This is a genomic window from Nocardia sp. Tas62D01 (genome assembly GCF_055232035.1).
Map to the genome: position 1 here is coordinate 9,212,048 of NZ_JBUYUZ010000001.1, position 23,546 is coordinate 9,235,593.

Below are 23,546 nucleotides of genomic sequence, written 5' to 3' on the forward strand. Positions count from 1 at the left end.
ATGAGTGATTCGTTGCACGTTGATACCGACCTGGCGCAGGCGTTGGTCAACGAACTCGCCGCGCTCGCCGATTCCACGCAGCAGGATCTGACCCAGTTGAAAGACACCCTGCACCGGGAGGGTGCGGCCTGGGGCAAAGACCAGCCGGGACTGGTCATCGGCGACACCTACCAGCCGGAAGCGAAGAAGGGCCTGACGGGCTTCCAGAACCTGGTCGACAACATGCGCGGGTTGAGTGACGGGATCGCTAATGCCACAAAGACTTTCAACAACCAGGACCAGCAAAACGCCCGCCAGGTCAGCGCGGCCGGGCAGGACAACGGCTCCGGTTCGACCGGGCTCCCCTCGACCAGCCCGCCGGTCGGGCAGCCGGTAGCACAGAATGGTTCGACACCGCAATCGGTGCCGTCGGCTTCCGTTCCTCAGTCCAACACCAACACCAACACCGCGTCTGCGGGGTCGTCGGACTCCCCCGTCGCATCCGGGCAGCCGGGATACCAGCCCGCTGGGCACCCGAATGTGTCCCAGCAACCGGGATCCACCGGCACCAACCCGGTCGATAGCTCGCAAACACCCGACGGCGGGCAGCTCGACCCGAGCGCCACCGCCCCCGGCGCCACACCGCAAGCCGCCCCGGGCAGCACACCGCAGGCCGTTGCGGGCGGCACACCCCAAGCCGCCCAGGGCACTGCTACCCCGGCCGCCGCCGCGCCTGCCCCCGCTGGTGCCCGCCCGGCGACGACCAGCGCAGCGGGCACACCATGGTCGAGCCGACAAGCCGCGACACCCGCACCCCGGAACGTCGCCGGCACACCGTGGTCGGCTCCCGGCTCTGGGACACCTGGTCAGGCTATCGCGCCACGCCGCAACGACGCCCAACCCGGTGCGGCGAAACCCGCCCCGTCACGCCGGGATCCCAAGTCCCGCAACCCGAAACGTGTCTCGGTCAAACCGGCCGGCATCCAGGTGGCAACCGACAACGCGGCCCTGGCCGCAGCGCGGGCACTCGCCGCCAGGCACGGCCTGCGCGTCGTCGGGTTCGACACCTCCGGCATCGCGGAAATCACCGTCCACGAGATCGCCGCGGCCCTCGATAGCATCCTCGGGAAGTACCCGTTCCTCGAACTCGGCGGGATCGAGATCACCGAACTCGATCCCGGCGAAATATCCCGGGTGGCTTGGGATCGGCCGACCGGTAAGACGGAAGGGGCGAAGACGGCGGCGTGGATCCTGCTCGATCGCAACACCGTGGCCGATCGCGCCAAGCTCACCGAAATGCTTTCTGCTACACAGCAATCAGGTAAACCGATCCCTGGACCGAAACAGCGGCCGATGTATTCGACCGTCGTCGCGGATCTGGGCCGGATCCTGGAAGCCGGAGCGGGCCGGCAGCCACGGCAGCTGGCGCAGCGGTCGTTGATCACCGAGTACCGGCGGATCAGTGGCCCGTGGGCGGGGGCCCAGACGTTAGCGCGGGTGGTGGCTGGTTACCGGGAGTGGCGTGCGCAATTGAGTGGCCGCAGCATCATTGGCGGCCGGTTCCATCCGCGTGAGGCTTTGGTGGCGGGGTTCACCGAGGTCGAGTTGCGTGGCGAGAATGCGTGCGGGCCAGCGAAGGCGCTGCATCGGCTTGTGGTGGAACATGCGCGTGAGCGGTCGAATATCCGGTGAATCTGGAATTTCCATCGGGAATGTTCCCGTGGATCCGGGATCTGGTCCTCGGACATATGCCGGTGGGGAACCCGGCCGCGATACGGGGTATCGCCGACGGGTGGGCGGAACCAGCGAAGCAGCTGGTTGGGAAGCGGGACAGGTTGGCGGAGTTGGCCGCCGCGGAGGCCGCTGCGGCGATCGGCGGTAGCACGGGTGACGCGATCCGTGAGCAGTTGCGGCAGCAGTCTGCCGATGTGCAGTCGATGATCGATTTCTGCGACAGCATGGCGAAACTGATGTACGGCAACGCCAATTCACTCGAGTTGGAAATCTATTTGGTGTGGGCTGCCGGGATCACCCTGCTGGCGTGGGTGGCGGTGGATTTGGCGATCGGTGCTGCGGCGAAGGTGCCCCTCGACCGCGTCAAAACCGAGACCACCATGAACTTGGCGCGGGCTGATGATGTCGTCCGGTTGGGTGCCGAGCGTGCCACGTTCTTCGACAAGCATCCGCATTTCGCGGTGGCGTTACGTACCGCAGTCCCGGGTGCGGTGCTGGGAGGCGGGTCGTATGCGGGTGCCGAATACCTCCAGATCATGCAGGGACGGGGTAAGCCGGGCCGTCGTACATCGATGGACTGGGGTCAGGTGGGGGTGTATGCGGCCGCGGGGGGTGTGGGTGGTTTCTTTGCCGGTGAGGTGGGGCGGGTGGTCGCGCCTGTGGTCCAACGGGTGGGTGGGCGGGTACTGGCGGTGGTGGCCACCGGTGGTGTTGCCGGTAGTGCCGGCGGTGTTGCTGGCGGGTTGATGGCGTCGTGGCTGACGGGCAGGCCGGTAACAAGCAAGAATCTGGCGCAGATGGCGATCACCGGAGCCGCGTCCGGTATCGCCAGTGCCGTCGGTTCCGCGGCGCGGGCCGCCCGCACCGGGGTCCCCGCCGGTGTCCCGGTTGGTGGAGACCTCGCCGGGCGGGCACCGGTCGGGCGAGGGTCGACGGTGGCCCCGGAGAAGCTCTCGGGGACCGGTGAGGGCCAGGCACCACGACCTGACCCGCAGCTTGTGCAACAGAGCAACACAACCCGCGGCGAGCTCGCCGGGAAACTACGCCCGAGGCCCGAACAAGACGCCGCCAACAGTTCCTCCCCCAGCAAGAGCAACTCACCACGGCAACCCGGCGTCGTCCCTACCGATAGCGCCTCGCCTCCCCGGCAGGGTGTGTGGTGGAAAGCCTCTCCCAAGGAACCGTGGGCGATGGCCAACGACAAATCCCTGCGCGAACTCGCGGCCGCGAACGGTGGCGCAGACCCTACGGCGGGGAAACCGGCAGGCCCGCAGCATGGTTCACCGGATGCGCCGCGCCCGCCATCAGGCTCGGGCGGGACACCCTCGGGTGGGACACCCTCCGGGTCCGGCCACGCGAAGGACTGGCGTGCGTGGAAGGCGGTGTCCGATCAGATCAGCAACTCCGGCGGCGGGGCGTCGATGCGGGCGGGCGGGACTGTCGTTACGGCGGAACCGGGCTTGTCGGCCGGGCATCCCGCGACCGGGCAGCCACACGGCGAGCCCGGTGCCACCAGTACGGTCCCGGGCAAGCCTGGCGCCGATGTCGTTGTGGACGCCCGTGGCAGGCAAGGTGACCATCTCATGGCGGCGGCGCCGGCCACCGGATCGGGTGGGCTGGTTGAGCACACCAGCAGCCAGGTCGGGGACCCCACCCACACCCCCTCGCCCGCCCACACCCCCGCGCCCGGGGATAGGTCCCCGGGCGGTGGTAACCAGGCTCATCCAACGGAATCGGGGACCCTGCCGGGTGATTCGTCACACCCGGGCGGGTCCGATAACGGTGCGAGCCTCGCCGATGGCGCACCCGCCACGGAGGGCTGGGAGTTGGTGCCCGCCCATCAAGTGGACGCGGGCACACGTAACTGCGCCCTCGAAGGGGCGACCCAGACCGCGAAGGTGACCCGGAACCCGAATATCGACCCGTCGATACTCGCCAAGGCCGGTACACAGGGAGTCCCTGGTGAGCTGTATGCGCAAGCGCACCACGCGGATTGGGAACTGTTCCCCTCGACGGAGGCGATGGTCACCCACGTCAAAAACACCGGCGACACCCTCTCGGCCGGTCTGCAGTTCAAAAATGATGCCGGCGCGCACGCGGTCGTGTTCTACAGGAACACCGACGGCCAGGTCGTGCTCCACGAACGAGTCGGCCACATCGTCCGTCAGTTTTCCGGTGACCACGTCCGGTGGTGGGAAGTCGACGAACAAGGACAACGCACCAGCGACGTGACCAAGCAGAAATTGCCCGACGCGGTCGGGCAATGGCTGACCAAAGTCTCACCCCACGTCTTCAGCGCCCACGCGATCCGGTTCACAGCCGCCGCAGACGAGGCAGCCCCCCAACAACCAGCACTACGACTGGCAACCGGACAAACACCCACAGGGCCAGCACCAGACGACAACCTCGCCGGCCTGGAGCAACTCCTTAACCTCGATTTCGACAACATCGTGGCGGATTTCAGGCGTGAGCTGGAACTGGGTGTCCACACCCCCGCAGAACCGACGAACCTGCCGGGTTCCGGTCACGACAACACACCACCCGCCGCATCCGACCCCAGCACCGCGGACTCCGCCGCCGCGCGCACGCCTACGCCGACACCGGTCCACGAGACCCCACCACCGACAACACCACCCGACACGAACACCCACGTCCCACTGGTGGCCTCACCACGAGCGGTTGAACCCACACCGTCGGCGAGTTCCGTCAACCACGCGACCAACACGAACAGGCCTACAGCACAACCGAACTCGACAACACCGCATCCAAGAGCCACACCCACGGCGACCCCCGACACCGCACCCGCAACCACCAGCGAACCCAACAACACTGCGGCACACCCGAACTCATCTACACCACACCCGAGCCCAACACCCACAGCGACACCCGAAACCACATCCGCAACCACCAGCGAACCCAACAGCACTACGACACACCCAGACTCAACTACACCCCATCCGACCACCACACCCACCGCGACAGCTGACGTCGCATCCGCAGGCATCGCCGAACCCAACGCCACTGCGGCACATACGAACCCGCCGGCATCCACCCTGAACGCGGCACCAGCACACCCCACAGCCGATTCGAACACACACGCCGCATCCGACCTCACGCCATCGACTCCAGCGCACTCCAATATCGACACGAACAGTCCTGCCGCGCACCCGACCGCGACCACACCGATACCACCCACCAAGCCACTGACATCGAGCCTGCACGGCAACCCCGAAACCGCGGGCACACCGATGACCGCGATGCAACCATTCGGGGCCAACAGCGGACCGACCAATGTGGACACCGACGAACCCCAGAGCGAGCCCGAGCAGTTTCCCGGCCCAAAACCGTCTGTGATACCGACTGGCACACCACCCGAACATCCCCACCCGAACAAACGTCCCGAGGACTTTCCAATGGAAATGCCTCCGGACTTCATCAAGCCGCCGGGCACCATCTACACGAACCCCAGCGTCCCGACCCCGCCCGACGGCCGGCCAAAAAACGCCATACCCCTCAACCCGCACCTGCCTTCCTCGGAACCGACAAAGCCACCGGCCACGCCTCCGGTCCAACGCCCACAGCCACCGAACCCCGTAGCCGACCCGAACAATGCCGACGACCCGAACACGACAACAGCACCGGACGTCGAACCAGCGTTGCCACACGACCGGGCCGAACCCGCAACCCACCCGCCCGCCACCGAGAAACGCCCAGACGAGTCCCCCTCATCCGCCCGCTACGCCACTCCCTCGAACCCGAACACCCCCGGCGCACCACCACCAGATCCGACCAACCGCCCCCAACCCAACCACGACAACCTCGACGGCCTCGAATACCTCCCCAACACCGACCTCCCCAGGGTAGGTGGCCTACCCCCCGCGCAACGGGCGCACCCACCGAAGCGATCGGTGCAGACGATCCGCCCGACCCCAATGGCCCAGGCATCGGCAGGCGGGAACGATAAACCCAAGAAGCCGGCGCCTAGTACGCCGTGGTCTGCAAACAAACGCGGGTCGGACACTGCCGATCCGGTCCGGGGCCCCTCCCGAACACCCGACGCATCCTGGCCGTCGCTGCTCGAACAGGTCCTACCCGAGGGTGTGCGCGGCGTCGAGTTCTGGGGCGATGTCCCAGAAAACGTGTTGCCGCACCTCGAAGAAATTGCGCTGGAGTCTTACTGGCCGGGCAATCTCTCGCGGGTGGCCGCCAACCTCTGGACCAGTGCACACCTGGCGTTGAGCCTGCTCGGCCGGGACCAGACGCTCCTGCCCGATGAATTTGGGCGTCCGATGTGGCCGGACGGGGTGGTCGGCAGCATCGCCGGGGCCCACGACCGCGACCACGACGTCGTGCCCGAGCAGCAATACTATGTTGCCGTCGTGGCAGACGCGCAGCAGGCGCGGTCGGTCGGCGTCGAGGTCGAGTCCAACAAGCCCTTCACCGACCTCGGGCGGCAGGCGAACCTGTGCACCGCAGAATTGGAAGAGCTTGCCGAGGTCGGCGACCACGCAGGCGTGGCGTGGGACGCGGTGATGTTCTCCGCCAAATCGTGCATCATGCACGCGTTTCCCGCGTCGCTGTACACGGTGGTCAACCCCAGCCGAGACATCCACATCACGCTCGCCCCGGCCGAGGGCAATCCGACCGCAGGCACGTTCCAGGCACGCCTGAACCTCGTGAACATTCAGGGGCGGATCGTAATCGACCCGCCGTTGCCGAACGTCCTAGAGGGCCGGTACGCCGTCGGGCGCGGGTATATAGTCACCTCGCTCATGGTGCCCCGAGCCGCCGGGCAGGCTCCGCCCGGACCGGGCAAGTCCGGTCCCACCCGTTCCCGGGCTTCGGCAGCCCTTGCGCGGCGGCGCTCAGCACTCGCCCGTGACCTGCGGCTGTCCAGCGGGTACCGCCCGCTCGGCAGTAAGTCGGATCATCTTGAATTCATGACCGACGAGGAGATGTTCGCGATACTCGAGCTCGCGGATCTGTCGCACGGTCAAGAGATGCAAGGCTTGAACAATCGGCTGCGCAGAGTCAAGTGGGCGGAGGGCGATCCTGGTGTCCTGGTGCGGGAGAAAAAGGACTTCGCCGGCATCGACCGGCGGGTCTACCCCGAAATCGACCGGCGGGTCTACCCCGAACATAACGTATTGGAAGCCATCAACCCGCATGTCGATCCCGGTCGAGTGACCCAGCTTCTCGGTGTGCTTCAAGGGCCGCTGATGCTACCCAGCGGACGATCGCTGGGCGCGTCCGAGACGATGTATTTCCAGCAGTACAGCGAGGGCCGTCCCCTGACGGGCAGGGATTTCGGCGGGCTGCAAAACTTGGCGATCCATCAGGTCAAGGACCTCCGGCGCATGTTGCGGCCGGTACGTCCGGAAGGGCTGTTGCAGCCGCCCCCTGGCTCGCCTGCAGACGGGGACACCGAGGGATTCGTCCGCGCCAATGTCGAGCACACGATGAGCGTCCTCGCGGCGTACCGGCCCCTGATGGAGGCGGCATTCCCAGGCCTCACCACCCCCGCTGAGCCATTCGCCCACCTATTCTCCGGCAAATATCCCATGGTGGAGGTTCGGTCCGAACTGCTGCACACCGATATCCACCCGGGGAACGTTATCCTCACCGCCAGTGGTCTGTTCATCTTCCTGGACTGGGAGCTGGCGCGCTTCGGAGATCCCGGCCACGAAATTGCGACCATGGAATTCAGGTCCCTTGAAATATTTGATAGCGTCACCGCTGGCCCGAATTGGAAAACCCATCGGGAATTCAATCGTGTAGAGCGGACCATCAACGACCAGATCAAACTGATCACGTCCCCTATGACCTTGGCCCAGCAGGAAGCCATTATCGACAATCTTGCACGAGCCATTTTCGAATGCCGGGAGCGTAGCTGGGGCCTCGAGCGAATTCCCCTCGACACCATTGTCGAGATTCTGCGGGTCGGAGCGCGCCCTTACGCCATCTCCGGTGCCACGCCTGGGCCCGGCGGACCGCCGACATCGACCGCCGCAGGTGGTTCCGGAGCTCCGGGCCCGGTGGTCGCGCCCGGAGTCACGAACCGGCCCGCCACGGAACCCGCTGCTGTACCGCCCGCACCGGAAACTCCGGCAGCGCACGCCGCCCACCGGCAGCCGGGCAATCTCCATCCCGGACCCAGTAACCCCAATCAGGCGGCGCAGCCGCAGGTGTCGCCCGACGCCGAGCACGACGACCCGCCCGAAGCGTGGGTGACGCAGAAGGGTGACGCCCGACGTCCCGCGCGCTTGGAATCTGCCGAGTCGGCTGTTCCGCAAGCCGAGCCACCGAATCCGCGGGCCAGCCAGCAACAGTCCCCCACATCACCCGGTCCGTCGACCCCTTGGAGCCGCACCGACGTGGCAAGTCCGGACCCACGCCGTGCGGAGGGCGCCACGCAGCCTGTATCAGGCGCTGCGACGCCGACGCCCTGGAAACGGGCCGCTTCGAACGAGCAGGTCGGCTCCGACGGCGATGGCATGTCCATCCAGCCGCAGCTTTCGCCATCGGACAAACCCGTCCACACCTCCCCCAAATCCCCCGGCGTCAACAGACCCTCCCTCGGTATCGAGGCGTTCCACCACCCCGGATTCAACCCGTTCGCCCCCGAACGCCACCGTCTCGTCGGCGGTAACCGACCACAGCACCTGATAAACCAGTTCGCCTTCCACCACAACGGTGACCGCCAAGGCGACCCTGTGAACTGGGTCCCGCAACCACCACCCCGCACACCCCCTAACGCCGACGACCCTACAGCCGAATCACAGGACAGGGACCGCAACACCGAGGAAGAAACACCGGCTATCGGCGCAGACCGCGACGCGGCTGACGAACCCGACGACATCGACCTCGACGGCCCGCTCTATGTGGCAGAACAAAACGACCCCATTGCAAACGAACGCGGGTGGAAGACTGCCGATCCGGTCCGGGACCCCTCCCGAACACTCGACGCATCACCAAAGACGGGCGATATCGAGGCGACGGCCGCGGAGTCGGTGCACCAGGGGCCAGATCAGTCAGAGCATCGCGTCGCAGCCCGTTCATTGCCGTCGGACGCGGTAGTCATAAAAATGCTGATCAGGAGCAGCACGGTCTCGAGCGCTGGTGGCAACGCTCAGGCTGCCTGTCTTGGGCTGCTTGCTTTTGCGTTGACCGGCTCGCCAATTGTCGCTAGCCTGATCGCGGCCGCAGGCAAAATATCTGGTCTTCTGGCCGAACCTCTGGCCGGCATAATCGCCGATCGCCTCGACAGTTGGCGAACCATGATGGCTGCCGAGATTGTCGGTCTTGGTGCGGCGTTCCTCGCCTTTGCTGGGATCTTCGCGGGCGTCGCGGGGGCACCTCTGGGCTGGTTGCTCGGTGCCTCGGTGTTCGTGGAGGGGGCTGCCAGCAAAATCTACGAGAGCGCTATGGGAAACACGGTAAAAAGACTCTTCACCAAGGAGAACGCACTAGAAAATACTCGAAAACTCAACATGAAGCCATATATCTCCGGCCTCCTGGGGACTGCCGCCGCCACCGCCCTTATGGGAATAACCTATTCGTTGCCGAGTGCGGTGGACGTCATATCATTCTTGTGGAATCTGGCGACTTTGTGGGGACTGCGAAATTACTTCTCAGAGCATCGACTAAATATCTCTGCGACCCCCAGAGGAGGGTTTAGGGAAGGTGTTCGCACGGTTTGGGGCAATTCGTTCCTCCGCAAATCGACCCCGGTGGTGGCGATCACCAACCTCGCCTTTGCTGGGATCAGTCTCAGAACAGTGAAATTGCTCGGAGACTCCGGCATGCCTTGGTGGGCAAAGTTTGGCGTGCTGAGTGGGGCCATCATCGGCGGATTGGTCGGGAGTAACCTGCCGAAAAAACTGTACAAGAATTTCAGCTTCCCAACCCTGCTTCGTTGGGGGCTCATGTGTTGGACAGTTCCCGTCGTTCTCCAGGCGCTCACCACCAACCCATTCGTTCTGGCCGTGAGCGGGTTCACCATCTCCGTGGTCGGCCTGGGGCTGAACAACAGCCGTGGCCTATACGAGTGGAATGCCTTCCCTGAGGAGGTCCGCGGCAGAGCTACCAGCGCAATGAGACTGAGCTTCGGTGTCGGGACGGTATTTGGCACCGCGCTGTGCGGCGTTCTGCTAAGTGCATTCGGCATCGTCACGACAGGATGGATAGAGGCCGCTGTCGTCGGAACCATGGCGGCAGCCACAGCGTTCGGCGGCTCGTTCAGGTGGGGTAAGACAGTGCTCCGCGGCTTGTTCAGGCGGGGTAGGCGGGAAGTATCGCGTGAGACTCCCCCCGAGTAGTGGACACCGAGTTAACAGCAAGGATGAACATCGGCTTCGACGGACTGTTTGCAGCATTGGCTGTAGCTATTCACCTGGGGTGAGTGCAGCGGGCAGCCAAGGGCCGGTGGTGAAGAGTTGGGTGAGGACGTCGAGTTTGTCTCTGCCCCATTTTGTTGCGGTGTCGAGGTAGGAGCCGACGACGGCGAAGTCGGTGAGTCCTTGCAGTGTTCGCCACGCTCCGCCGGATGTTCGTTGCTGGATTTTGACTGGTCGAAGGGTTCTTTCGGCTTCATTGTTGGTGAAGGGGACGGTCAGATCGGTCGCGAACCGCAGGATCATGTCCTCGTATTTGGCGAACCTGCCGATCAGGGTGCGTGCGTCTTTGGCCAGTGTTGTTGTCTTGGCACGGTTTTCGTCGCGGCCGTGAGCCAGTGCTCCGAGGTAGTGGTTGCGAACACGCGCGAGCGCCTCGGGGGTGAGGGCGGCCTCGCCGTTACGGCGGGCGGTGATCGCGGCGTGGTGAGCGTCGAGCAGGCAGCCGGCCATGGCCGTGGCCCACAGTTGCCCGTCGGCGTCGGCGTCACTGATCGACCGCAGGTCCCTGACCAAATGCGCTCCACACCAGGCATGTACGGCTGGAAGGTGTTGGTAGCCGGAGTACCCGTCACGGACCAGGACACCGGTAAACGCCGGGAGGACTCCGCCAGCGTCGATGTCGGCGTTGGTCCGGCCAACCGACATGCATCAAAGTCAGATATTCGGTGCAGGCGACATGCACGTAGGACAGCGCGCCCGCGGCGCGGCCGGTGGTCTCGTCGGCATGCAACACCGGCGCGGACACCAGCAATCCCCGCATGTGGCCGATCCACTCGCGCTCCAGCAACCGGGCGGCGCGGCCACGCACCTTGGCGATGGTCCCGACCGCGATATCCAAGCCGCACAATGCCGTAAACAACTGCCGGGTTCGCCCGACCGGCAAGTAGTGCCCGCAGGTCAGCAGAGCAGCCCGCGCCAAAGTCAACGGCCCGATCCGCACCGGCGACCCCGCCCCTGCCAGCACCGCCGCATGGCCACCGATATCGGCCCAGTCCACCGCCGTGACCGTGCCGCAGCCACCACACGAGCGCGAAACACGCTGATACTCGGTTATTTCCGGTGCCGGGGCCGGCGCGACATCGACCACCTGACGCCTCTCACGCCCCACCTCGACGGCGGAGTCCAACGACCCCGCGCAGCCACGGCAGCATTCCGGTTCGAGCACCACGATCTTGCGATCCGGATCATCACTGAGCGACCGCGACACCGACGACGCCCCCGGCTGCTTGCCGGGATTGCGCCCCGACCGGGACCGAGACGACCGCTTCTTGGCCGGCTTCTTGTCATACGGACCATCCGAGCCCGGCGGACGCCCCGAATTCGATGAATCGGCATTCAACCGCCGCTCCAACTCCGCGATCCGATCCGCCTGCGAGGCGACGACCGACTTCAACTCCACCACCAACGCCATCAACTGCTCGTAGGTCGGCGAATCGGACACCCCGCCACCCTACGCAAACCCGCCCGACATACCACACGCCACCCCATCAAACACCAAGCAGGACAGGTGAATAGCTACCATTGGCTAGACAGGCCGGCCACTAGGAACGCAGGGTCTGCCGACAGATCTCACAACCTAGGGCGTCAGCGTCAATGCAGAGCGATCGGTGAATTACGCCGTCGTGGCGCGGCCGGACTGCGCGTGGTTGCGGATGTCGCGGATGAGTTGCTCTTTGTCCCGCTGCGCTAGTGCCACGGCGTCTTTGCGTTCGTCGGGTATGGGACGGTACTTGGCCGACCATAAGATGATCTCCACTAGCAGTGGCGCGAGATCGAGGCCGCGATCGGTCGCCGCGTAGCGGTACCTCGAGTGGTTGTCGGGATCAATGTTTCGGCTGATCAGGCCTGAATCCTCGAGCTCACGAAGTCTGGTGGCGAGAATGTTGGTCGAGATCCCTTCGCTGGATGCCAGGAACTCGCCATAGGTCGACTTGCTGCTCAAAAGTATGTCGCGAATTATCAGCAAACTCCACCTGTCGCCCAGGATCTGCGTCAAGTAGTTGATCGGACACTCGGACCTGAGCGGTTGCTTGGTCATTCCGTTAGCTTATCGCAACCTGCTTGCAGTTTGCAAGTGGCACTGTTAAAGTACTACTTGCAAACTGCAAGTTGTAAGAGGGTGTTATGAGACTGCCCTCATTTCAAGCGCTTCGAGGAGTGTCGATGATAATCGATAAAACCGCAGTCCTGTTCCCTGGTCAAGGTGCCTACTTCGGGGGCGCGCTTGCTGATGTCGAGCATTATTTTCCGGAAGCACGTGAGGTGCTCGACGATATCGATGTGGTCGCCGAGAGGGTCCTAGGTGAACGCGTGTCGGATTATTTGCTCAATACCGATGCGAAGAGCCTTGACGAGCTTCTCGCAGACGCTCCGGATTTGCTGCAGTTGGCGATCTACGGAACGTCTGTCGTCGCGTACCGGCTACTTCGTTCGCGAGGTCTGGAACCAGCAGTGCTGATCGGGCACAGCTTCGGGGAGATCGCCGCACTGGTCTCGGCGGAGGCCTTCTCGGTGGCAGACGGCGCGCAGATCGTCTGCCACCGCGCCGCCGCTTTGCGTCAAGCGGGCGTGGTCGACGGATATATGACCGCTCTCAGCACTGATACCAAGCGGGCCGAACAGATCATCGCCCTGGTCGGCGATTCCGATACCGTCGTCGCGGTAGAGAATCATGCGGGCCAGACGGTTGTTTCCGGTCGCCGCGACGCTGTTGACGCGGTCAGTGCGATCGCGGCGATACTCGGGATAAGTGCTCGCACACTGAAGTCGCCATACCCATTTCACAGCCCCGTGTTGTCTGCCGCTGCAGCCGGCTTCGCCGAGCGGATCAAGGCTCTGCCGCAGCGGTCGCTCGCGCTCGACGTCTACTCGCCGATACTCGGGCGCAACTACCAGGACTCCGATGACCTCACCGCGGAGCTCGCAAACCATCTCACGCAGCGAGTGCACTTCGCCGATGCGATTCGTGCGGTGCACGCGGACGGCGTCAAGGTCTTTGTGGAAAGCGGCGCGCTGGATGCACTGACCAACATCGTGCGAAGCCTGGTTGCCGGCTCCGAGCATCTGGCAGTCGCGTCGTTGTTGCCGACGTCGACAATCTCGGCTGTTGTGGGGAGTTTGACGCGTGCCGGCGTGATCGCACCGGGCAGCGTCCATGACGTCCTGCGTCGCGCGCTCTTACCGGGTGTCGACGCGAAGGCGTTCGAGCGGTTCTGGCAAGTACGCGGTGAGCGCGTCGCCGACTTTGTCCGAGCTGAATTCGTAGCGCTGTCATCGGACTGGCTGGATGCGCAGACCGCGGACGCGGCACCGGTGGTCGTGGCACCGGTGCTCGTGGCTGCTGCCGCTGACCAAGACGGACGGTCGCGTTCGGAGTTGCTGGGTGAGCTGGTGACGCTCTATGCCGACGCGCTGGAGTATCCGACGGAAGTGTTCGATGCCGACACGGACCTGGAGGCAGAGCTGGGCGTGGATTCTGTCAAACAGACCGAGCTGCTGGGGCGCGTGGGCAAACAGTACGGACTACCGCCGCGGCCCTCGAATTTCCAACTCGGCGAACACAACACGCTGGGCCGGATCGTCGACCTGATCATCGCGGCCTGAGGCGCATATGTACGGGACACTCGATGGAAAGATCGCGCTCGTCACGGGTGGGGCGCGCAATGTCGGCAAAGCAATCGCGCTGCGGCTTGCCGCAGACGGCGCGCTCGTCATCATCAACCACTTCCGGTCGCCCGGTCAGGCACGCGCTACCAAGGCTGAGATCGAGGCGCGCGGAGGCCGGGCCGCCATTATCCGTGCCTCGGTGGCGAATGCTGCGCAGCGGGACGCGATGTTCGACGAGATCGCCCGCGAGTACGGTGCGCTCGACATTCTGGTCAACAATGCCGCGGATGGCAGGTTGGCGGCTGGTGACGATGTCGACGACGCGATGATCGACCGGGCGCTGGACACCAATCTCAAAGGTGGCCTTGGCTGTGCGCGGCGCGCGGCCGAACTGATGGCGGGTCGGGCCGGGGCGAACATCGTCAATATTTCCACTCTCGGTGGTGGTCAGTTGGTCATGGCCAACTACCTCGCATGCGGGCCTGCGAAGGCGGCGGTGGAGGCGATGACGCGCTATCTTGCCGCTGATTACGCCGAGCGTGGGATACGGGTGAACACCGCAGCCGCGGGCATGCTGGAGAGCCCTGTCGCCGAACAGTTCCCGCAATCGGATGCCATGCGGCAGGCGATCATCGAGGCTACTCCGATGCGCCGCCTCGGAAAGCCCGAAGAGCTCGCCGAGGTTGTCGCGTTTCTCGCATCACCACGGGCCAGCTGGATCACCGGCCAGATGATCGTCGCCGATGGTGGACTGTCCACCGGCCACGCGTTGCTGTCCCCGCCACGGCTGCGACCGCCTGTGCAGGCTCGTGTCGATGTCGCTCCTGCGGACATCGACACGAGTCCGGACGATGACGTTGACGATGACGTTATTGCCGTTGTGGGTATGGGCATCGCTGTGTCGGGCGCCAACAACCCGGAGGAGTACTGGGACGCGCTGCTGGCAGGTGTGGAGCGGTTCATACCGGTCCCGGCCGACCGTTGGGACGATGACAGCTTCTTCTCGTCCGACCGGGCGGCGGAAGACAAGTCGTACTCCCGGCACTCGGCGTTCATCACCGATTTCGAGCCCCACCCGACGCTGGCCGAGGAATTACGGCGCACCGGCCGCACGGTCGAGGATATCGAATCCACCACGCTCTGGCTGCGGCATTCGGTGCTGCAGGCGTTGGATTCGGTGACCCGGCGTCCCGGCGACCGGTTCGGCTTCCTGGCCGGGTATACCGCCGATGGCAGCCAGTATCTCGAAGAGGCCACCGTCGTTTCGGGTGTCATGCAGCGGATGCGGGACGCGCTCGCGCGCCGCGACGTCCCGGACGCCGAAGAATGGCTCGGAACCATCGAAGCGAGCTTACGCGCGCGATACCCGCGCAGTGTGGGCCGGCCGGAGCGGTTGTTCCCGCATCAGGTGGGCCACAACGCAATCGAGGGCGTGCTGCCCGCGGACACCGAGCTGATGATGGTCGACACCGCGTGCTCGTCGTCGCTTTATGCGATCGACATCGGGATCATGGGACTGTTGGAGAACCGTCACGACATTGCTGTCTGCGGAGGTGCCTTCGCAGTTGGCCCCCGTGGTTCGGTGCTGTTCGGGAAGCTGAATGGGTTGTCTACCCGGGGTGAGGTTCGATCGCTCGACAAGACCAGCGACGGGGTGCTGTTCTCCGATGGCGCGGCGACAGTGGTGCTCAAGCGGCTCAGCCGGGCTCGGGCCGACGGCGATCAGATTTTGGCCACCATAACGGCATTCGGCAGCTCGTCCGACGGCAAGGGTAAAGCGATCTATGCACCGAACGCCGCCGGGCAGGAACTGGCGATTCGTCGCGCTCAAGCCCGGCCCGAGATGGCCCACCGCGTGCCCGACTGGGTTGTTGCGCACGCAACCGGGACCCAGGCGGGCGATATCGCCGAGTTCACCACACTGCGGAAGACCCTCAATGGTGCGCGGCCGGTCCAGGTGACGTCGAACAAGTCGGTGATCGGGCATACCGGATGGGCGGCGGGCACGGCATCGCTCATCCAGGTGCTGCTCGGTTTCCGGCATGGAGTGATCCCACGCCAGCATCGTTACGTTGAGCCGCCCGCCGAATTCTTGCTCGACTCCTGCAGCCTCGAGATCCCCAAAACCGCCGTGCCATGGCCGGCCCGGGCGGACGGCACACCCAGGCTGGCCTCGGTGTCCGGCTTCGGATTCGGTGGCACCAACGCCCACCTCTTGGTGCAGGAGCCTGGCACGCCCACCTCGGAATCCTTGCCTCGTGGTGGCCCCGACCGGGGTAACGATGTGACTTCGCGGCTCGCGGTAGTGGCCGTGGCCTCGCATGTGCCGCCTGGAAAGACCCTCGATGAGTGGCTGGCCGACTCGTCGGCGCCGGTCGGCTTCGGCGACCTGTACCCGCTGCCCTCCATCACGGAGGTGAAGATGCCACCGGCGACACTGCGCGCCATCGACCGCTGCCAGTTGATGATCCTGGCGTGCGCGCGGACCATCCGGGCGGAGCTCGGTGAGTTCTGGACCGACAATCAGCGCGACACGGGGGTGGTGCTCGGCCATTTCGGCGGCACCCGCAATGCGACGCTCTATGCGACTCGTTGCTACCTCGATGACGTGGCGAAGGGATTGCGCCGTGACACCGAACTCGCCACGGTGGACTGGCTCGAGGATGTACTCGCCGATATCGCGGCCGACATCAGATCGCTTGTCCCGCCGTCGAGCGAGGACACTTTTCCCGGCATGATGCCTAATGTCATACCGGCAAGGGTGGCGAACTACTTCGGGCTCAACGGCCTGAACATGACCGTCGACACCGGGTTCACATCGGTGCTGAGTGCGATCGAGATCGCAGGCCGATACCTGCGAGCGGGCGAACTCACGATGGCGCTCGTCGGTGGAATCAACGGCAACACAACCCCGGAGCAGCGCGACCTACTCGACGCGCTCCTTCCCGACGATGCCGTGCTCGCCGAAGGCGCGTTCCTGCTCGCGCTGGTCACTGAGGACACCGCCGAGGCTGCTGGCCTGCCGATCGTCGGGTTCATAGAGATGGCTGAGGTAGGTGCGGGCGCGGCCGGACCTTCCGGCTTCACCGGCGCAGACACGATCGAATGCGGTGCCCGGACCGCGGGCCGGCGTGCCACATTCCTCGGTGGCGAGGGGGGAGTCGGCGTGCTATCAGCGCTGAGCACTGTTGGTGCGGATGGCGAAGTCCTCGTGGTATGCCAGGGCGGTGCGGGCGCCCGCGACCTCGCAGTGCGGGTCAACGGCCCACTGCGCCCGGCGGAACCGCGCCCAACGGCTGCTGAACCGACGGAAGCCGCCGTGGCGCAGGCATTTGCCGCGAGCAACGTGTTCATGACCGACGTCGCAGGCGAGGCCGTGACCGCACAGACTCGCATCGACGCCCACGCCTGGCAACTGGTTACCGACCCCGGCACCGCCGTGCGGCCAGGGACATTGTTCTGGCCGAACTCATCCACCCTGCTGCTCATCGACAACCCGGCAACGTTGCATGGGGTCGTAGTGCCGGAGACCGTGACGGTGTTCTCCTTGGAGCCTGCTCCAGGAGTCGTGCACCTCTGCGATGTGACCCCGGAAGCCGTTGCCGCGCTGCTGGATCGGTACGACCCGGGGGCGCAGTTGTGCCATCTACGGGTGGCCGCGACTCTCGGCGCAGATCCGGCAGGCGGCGTGTCAGCAGAGCGCACCACCGAGATCCGCGCACTGCACGACTTGATATTCCTCGTCGCTCAGCAGCGCGCCGAGGCACTGGCGCGACCGGAGTCGAGCAGCATCGCACTGCTGCTCGACGCGATGACCGAGACAACAGTGCACCCCTACGTCGGGCTGTTCACCGGATTCTTCAAAGTCGCGCACATGGAACGGCCGCACAGCCTGACCCTCGCGCTTGTCACCAACAACGGGCCGGTGGGCGGTATTGCCGAGGCCGAGGCGGAGTCGATGCTTGACCGCGGGCTGCCGGTTGCCTACTACACCGCCGGCATCCGCCAGGTAAGCGAACTCGCGGTGATCGGCGACGAAATCGAGTCCGCCGCACGGTTGGATGGTGAATCGGTGATCGTTGCGGCCGGCGGAGGACGTGGTATCACAGCCGAGCTGATGGTCGCAGTGGCAGCCAATTTCGGCGGCCGGTTCTACATACTCGGCAGCAGCGTGATCGACGAAGCCCCTGCCACTTATTTGGACATGACCGATGCGCAGTTCGCCGCGGCCAAGCGCGACTACATTCGTGATCGCCTCGTCCTCGACCCAGGCCGCAACCCTGGCCAACTGAACGCCGAGTATCTACGACTCCGCAACACCCGCACCACAAGAGCGAACCTCGAGCGGATCAAAGCGGCGGGCGCGAGCGATGTCACGTACTTGGCCTGCGATATCACCGATGGTGCGGGGGTGCAGCGGGCAGTGGACCAGATCCTCGGTGAAGTAGGCCGGATCGACTTCCTGGTCAACGCCGCTGGGCTGAACCGGTCGGCGCGGATCGAGGTTAAAGACTTCGCCGAATTCCGCTCGGTCCGCGACATCAAGCTGATCGGATACACGAACCTGGCCGCGGCGCTCGCTGCGAATCCGCCACGAATGTGGTGCAACTTCGGATCACTGCTCGGCGTCACAGGACAGATCGGTGAGGCGGATTATGCCTCCGGCAACGACTTTCTCGGCACCGCGGCCACGCATCGATCGCAGCTCGGTGGCCGGCACGAATTCACTATCGGCTGGACGCTGTGGGGTGAGGTCGGTCTCGGCGCGAACGAGCTGACCAAGGCGTACTTCGACAAGAGCGGCCAGTACTCGAACATGACGAATGCCGAAGGCATACACCATTTCATACGGCATCTTCAACTGCGCGTCCCCCAGCCCTACGTCGCCCACTTGGGGATCGCGGAATACGGCGCGGTCGATGCGCTGGTGCCCGGTTTCATGCCGCCGTCACCGCACCCGTTCTACTTGGACCGGCCGGCGGCGAGTGGCATGGACGATGATCGGCCGTGGGCGGTGCACGAGCGCTCCTTCGACGTGGACACCGACGCCTACCTGCGTCATCACCGGGTCAACGGCGTACCCACGCTCCCGGGTGCATTCGTAGCCGAAATTGCCTTCGAGGCGGCCTCGGCATTGGTGCCGAGCCTGCGGGTATACGCATTGGAGGACCTGACCTTCCATCACTTCCTCAAAGTGTCGGAGCAGGGCAGGCCGCTGGTCAAACGTATCCGTGCCGCAGTGCAAGAGTGGCGACGTGATCTGGGACAGGCGCGTGTGGAGATCACTGTCACCGGCGACGTCACCGCACCCAACGGCACTGTCCTGGTCAAGGACAAACTGCACTTCACCGCAACCGCGCTGATGGCCGCCGTCCTACCGCAGGCACCGCAATGGACCGAGTGGTACCCGGCGGACGAGACACCCGTGGTAGATCCCTACCACCACGCGGTGTCACCGGTTTCGCTGACCGGCATGTTCGTCTCGACTACCGATACCCGACTTCATCCTCTAGGCAAGCGCTCGACATACAGTCTCGCGCTGGAACCAGGCGATCCGGTGTTTTCCCGTTTTCGCGTCCCGGTCATCTTGCTCGACGGGTTGCTGCGCACCGGTGTACTCGACGACGGCGGTGCAGGCGGCTTCGTTCCGATAGCCGCGCCACTGCGTATCGGGCGTCTGGACCTGTACCAGCACACCAACGATGCGCAGGTGGGCCGGGACGGGCCGGTAGACCTCTACGCGGTACTGCCCACGGGCGGCGACTCGGCCGGTGCCGACAACCGTTTCGCCGCGGTGAGCCGGGACGGTCGGATCGTCGTGGCACTCACCGAACTCGACTGGGCGGTGGTCGGTCACCTCGACATCGGAATCGGCAGCCTCGCCACCTCGACACACACCGAACACGCTCACAACGACAGGACAAAGCTGGCATGACGCGAACTACCGAACCGAAACCGCGCACCCCCGGACGGCTCGCCGACATCCCGCCTGGTCCCCAGGGAATCCACCGGATCCCCGGCAATGTGCGAGCGCTACAACGCAATGGACCGGAGTTGTTCGAGTCGATGCGCCGCGCACACGGCGACATGGTGCGACTACCGCTGGGTTTACTCACCGCACACCTCGCCTATCACCCCGACGCCGTGCGATATGTGCTGCAGGACAACAATCAGAACTACGTTCGCGGTGTTGGGTACGAGCGATTCAAGATCTTCATGGGCCATGGTTTGCTCACCACCGACGGCAGCGAATGGCGTAATCGGCGGCGGATCGTCAATCCGCTGTTCCATAAGAGCGCGATCGACGCCATGGCCGACACGATGGTCCACGCCACGGCCGACGTGCTGGACGGCTGGGTCCGCGCCGGGCATGGTCCTGGGGCGGACGACAGCGGCGGCGACGTGGTACCCGACATGATGCGGATCACGCTCGGCGCGCTCGGGCAGATAATGTTCGATACGGACCTTGCACCCGATCAGGCGCGCGTCGGCGAGGCCATGCAGACCGCGATTGAAGCGATCGTGCTTCGTGGCACCATCGCGCAGCTGTTGCCGGATTGGGTGCCGACCTCATACCGTCGGCGCATTGCCCGGTCTCGCGACACCATGTATGAGGTGGTCGGCCGGATCATCGAGGCACACCGCGGCGGCAGCCATGTCGGCCGGCCGGATCTGGTGAACCTGCTGCTCGGCGCCACTGACGAGGACACCGGCCTGCCGTTGACGGCAGAGAATGTGCGCGACGAGCTGATGACCATTTTCATGGCAGGGCACGAAACCACCGGCACCGGCCTCGCGTGGGCACTCTACGAACTCGCAACCCACCCGGATATACAAGAGCGGTTGTTCGACGAAACGCAGCAGGTCTTCGGGGGGCGTGAACCAGTGCCAGCCGATTTGGCAAGGCTCAACTACACCAAAATGGTCACCGACGAGACCCTGCGGTTGCACCCGCCGATCTGGGCATACCCGCGCCAGCCTGTCCAAGACGACGAAGTGAACGGCTGGCATATTCCCGCCGGGGCATGCATCTTTCTGAGCCCGTATGTCACCCAACGCCATCCGGACTACTGGGCCGATCCGCTGCAGTTCGACCCGGAACGGTTCGACCCTGCTGCGCAGCTCGAGCGACCGAAGTACGCCTACTTCCCCTTCGGCGGTGGCCAGCGCAAGTGCATCGGGAATGCAATGGCGCTCATGCAGACCCACCTGTCGCTGGCGATGATCGCCGCTCGGTTCCGTATCAGCGTGGTGCCCGACCACTCAGTGGAAGTGGCGACCAGGGTATCGTTGCGGCCCCTTAACGGTGTTGCCTTGCGGATCGCGCCGAGGTCGGCATGACCGTGGTTCAGAACAATGCGCCGAAATACGGGCCGCCCGCGCGACCGGACATCTCCTACCCGGCCGATCGTTCCGTGTTGCCGGTCGGCCGGTTCATCTGGCGCCCTATGCAACTGGGCGCACTGCCGGTCGAGCCGAGCCCACGGCTGATCGGTCGTCGGATCGCGGTGGTAGGCGGTAGCACCGAGTCCGCAGTCAGCATGACGGCCGCGCTGCGCCGAGCAGGCGCACATCCGTACCGGCTACAACCGCCAGGCGGTGCCGATGCGAGTCCCGAGGTATCGGAATTCCGCCGGACCGTCGGGCGGATCGATGGCATTATCGACCTGAATATCGAACGGCCACTGGATATTACGCAGCGATATAGCTGGGAGGCCCCGTTCCTGCAGTCGATTGCGCTGCTACAGGAATACTTCGAGGACTGGAACTCCGAGACCGACGCTAATCGACTGTTCTACCTGGCCGTGACCCGGATGGGCGGACGACACGGGTTCGTCGACGAGCCGATAGGCCAGCCGCTCGGCGGACTATGGGCTGGCCTTGCGAAGGGGCTGCCGCGCGAATTCGACAACGTGAACATCCGGGTTGTCGACCTACCGCACTCGGCTGACCCCGCCGGGCGCGGCGTCGACCCAATCGGCGACGCCGCCGCCGAGACCGTTTGCCGCGAGCTCTATCGATGGGGTTACTTCGAGATCGGGCATGTCGAGGGGCGGCGCTACACGCTGGTCGCCGACCTCGTCGAGGTGCCGGAGCCCACGCTGCACCTGGACCCCGGCGACGTGATCGTGTTGTCCGGAGGCGGGCGCGGCATCGGCTTCGCCTTGGCGACAGCCCTGTGCCGTACGCACGGATGCCGAGTCATCATCAGCGGGCGAGGACCGGCTCCGGACCAAGACGACCCAGTGATCGCAATGTCCGACGACGAGTTCGGTGACTATCGCAACAGTCGGCTGATCGACGCCGCAGGCAAGGGGGTGCTCGCTCGAGTACGCGCCGAGCTCGAGCGCGCGGGCTGGAACCGCGAACTGACGCTGAAACTGGCCAAGGCCACACAGGACGGCCTCGACATCGAGTACCGCCAGTGCGACGTCGTCGATCCGGAGCAGGTGCGTGACCTACTCGAGGCCGCAGGACCGCGGCTGGTCGGTGTGGTGCACAACGCCGGCGTCGACTCGCCGGTTCGGTTGCCCGCCAAGAAACCCGACGTGATCCGGCACACCGTGGCGGTGAAGGTCGTGGGGCTACTCAATCTCATCGACGCGCTGGCCGAGCTGCCTGCGTTGCGGTTCTTCAGCACCGCGGGTTCCCTGGCCGGTCGCTGGGGCGGGATGCTCGGTCAGCTCGAATACGGTGCGGCCAACGACGCGCTGAGTCGGATCGGCTTGTGGGCGGGGACCCACGCGCAGCAGGTCGGGCGTCGGTCCCGAATCCCGGTGACCACGATGTGCTGGCCCACCTGGGAGCGACTCGGCATCATCACGAATTACGAAGCGGCGCTGGCGTATATGTCGGCCATCGACGTGGACGAAGGCCTCTACCACTGGCAGCGCGAGATCCTTGCCGGCGGCTCAGGCGAGCGCACCTTCATCGGCGGGTTCGGCAAGGCATTGTTACCAACTGTGCTGCGCGGGTATCCGCCGAGTGCCGAGTTCTCAGGTGTAGACGGTCTGGCCAACAGGCTGTTCTTGCTCGGCGAGCCGGTCCGTTTCTCGAACGGGACGCTTCTTGAAGCGATACTGGACCTGCGCGTCGTTGGCGCGATGCCGTGTTGCGCGGACTTCCGCGTCGACGGGGCACCGACCCTTCCGATGAGTGTCGTACTGGAATACCTTCGTTCCCTGGGTGATTGGGTGCAACCAGACGGTGACGAACGGTCCATCGCCGCAATGCGCGACGTGCTGGTCGACATCGCGGCATTGCGGGTGGATGGACCCAACGCCCGACTGCGCGCAGTTGCGGAGGGAGAGTGGACATCTAATGGAACGTGGCAGGTCAATGTTGCGGTGACCCGGGCCGATGCCGTGTTGGTGGCCCGCACCACGCTGTACTACGGCCCTGCACCTGCACCTGCACCTGCACGTGTGGCCGTGCCTGCCAACAGGGCAGGTCTGCCGGTACGGCAATTGCAGTGGGCTGGACAGGCATTCCGCCTCGGGCAGTGGTCGTCGGATCCCGCAACTGGGAAATGGAGCGCGCAGGTCGACGCCGATCGAATACGCGACCTGGTCATGCTCACCCCGACCCCGCGGCCCGAGTTCCCCATCAATCAGCTGGAGACCCTGGTGCGGGGAGTGCATCTACAGCAGGCCCCCCAGTCCCCCCGCTACCTCGCGATCACCTCTATCGACGTCCCCGGGCCGCTGCCGGGGTCATCCGGACCTTTGGTCGCCGAGGGTGATACATGGACCGCCTATACCCAGCAGGGAACCATACGTTTGGCGCTGCATCAACCTCGGTTTGTTGAACGCTGACAGGTGGTCGCACCGC

Annotated in this window: 7 protein-coding genes and 1 pseudogene; 6 read left to right on the plus strand and 2 right to left on the minus strand. The window is 65.0% G+C overall.

Translation table 11 applies throughout. The features are described 5' to 3' along the window. Positions 1 to 1,671, plus strand: coding sequence for a WXG100 family type VII secretion target (locus tag ACV7NQ_RS44835; protein ID WP_463365036.1), 1,671 nt, complete (start codon positions 1 to 3; stop codon positions 1,669 to 1,671). Further along, complete coding sequence (locus tag ACV7NQ_RS44840; protein ID WP_463365037.1) at positions 1,668 to 10,031, plus strand: phosphotransferase; 8,364 nt, start codon at positions 1,668 to 1,670, stop codon at positions 10,029 to 10,031. Before ACV7NQ_RS44835 ends, ACV7NQ_RS44840 begins: the two co-directional genes overlap by 4 nt. A 66-nt stretch (positions 10,032 to 10,097) precedes the next feature. On the opposite strand, the pseudogene tnpC reads toward ACV7NQ_RS44840, so the two are convergent. Together tnpC and ACV7NQ_RS44850 are read right to left on the minus strand one after the other, a co-directional pair. After that, positions 10,098 to 11,550 (minus strand): annotated as a pseudogene (gene tnpC, locus ACV7NQ_RS44845) (IS66 family transposase). Between the two features lie 171 nt (positions 11,551 to 11,721). Beyond that, on the minus strand, positions 11,722 to 12,147 hold the full coding sequence (locus ACV7NQ_RS44850) for a winged helix-turn-helix transcriptional regulator (RefSeq protein WP_463365038.1): 426 nt from the start codon (positions 12,145 to 12,147) through the stop codon (positions 11,722 to 11,724). A 125-nt stretch (positions 12,148 to 12,272) separates the two neighbouring features. Here ACV7NQ_RS44850 and ACV7NQ_RS44855 point away from each other — a divergent pair, with 125 nt between their 5' ends. The 4 genes from ACV7NQ_RS44855 to ACV7NQ_RS44870 are packed head-to-tail and all read left to right on the plus strand — an operon-like array spanning position 12,273 to position 23,530. Further along, positions 12,273 to 13,712, plus strand: coding sequence for an acyltransferase domain-containing protein (locus ACV7NQ_RS44855; protein ID WP_463365039.1), 1,440 nt, complete (start codon positions 12,273 to 12,275; stop codon positions 13,710 to 13,712). Between the two features lie 7 nt (positions 13,713 to 13,719). Beyond that, positions 13,720 to 19,650, plus strand: coding sequence for an SDR family oxidoreductase (locus ACV7NQ_RS44860; protein WP_463365040.1), 5,931 nt, complete (start codon positions 13,720 to 13,722; stop codon positions 19,648 to 19,650). Beyond that, positions 19,647 to 21,056, plus strand: coding sequence for a cytochrome P450 (locus ACV7NQ_RS44865; protein WP_463365041.1), 1,410 nt, complete (start codon positions 19,647 to 19,649; stop codon positions 21,054 to 21,056). The genes ACV7NQ_RS44860 and ACV7NQ_RS44865 overlap by 4 nt, the downstream gene beginning before the upstream one ends. Next, on the plus strand, positions 21,053 to 23,530 hold the full coding sequence (locus tag ACV7NQ_RS44870) for a KR domain-containing protein (RefSeq protein ID WP_463365042.1): 2,478 nt from the start codon (positions 21,053 to 21,055) through the stop codon (positions 23,528 to 23,530). Before ACV7NQ_RS44865 ends, ACV7NQ_RS44870 begins: the two co-directional genes overlap by 4 nt. The last annotated feature ends 16 nt before the right edge of the window (positions 23,531 to 23,546 follow it).

Excerpts from the sequence above, each read along its gene's own strand:
- ACV7NQ_RS44835 (WP_463365036.1), top strand. The coding sequence starts at position 1 with ATGAGTGATTCGTTGCACGTTGATACCGACCTGGCGCAGGCGTTGGTC.
- ACV7NQ_RS44870 (WP_463365042.1), top strand. The coding sequence starts at position 21,053 with ATGACCGTGGTTCAGAACAATGCGCCGAAATACGGGCCGCCCGCGCGA.
- ACV7NQ_RS44850 (WP_463365038.1), bottom strand. The coding sequence starts at position 12,147 with ATGACCAAGCAACCGCTCAGGTCCGAGTGTCCGATCAACTACTTGACG.
- ACV7NQ_RS44860 (WP_463365040.1), top strand. The coding sequence starts at position 13,720 with ATGTACGGGACACTCGATGGAAAGATCGCGCTCGTCACGGGTGGGGCG.
- ACV7NQ_RS44865 (WP_463365041.1), top strand. The coding sequence starts at position 19,647 with ATGACGCGAACTACCGAACCGAAACCGCGCACCCCCGGACGGCTCGCC.
- ACV7NQ_RS44855 (WP_463365039.1), top strand. The coding sequence starts at position 12,273 with ATGATAATCGATAAAACCGCAGTCCTGTTCCCTGGTCAAGGTGCCTAC.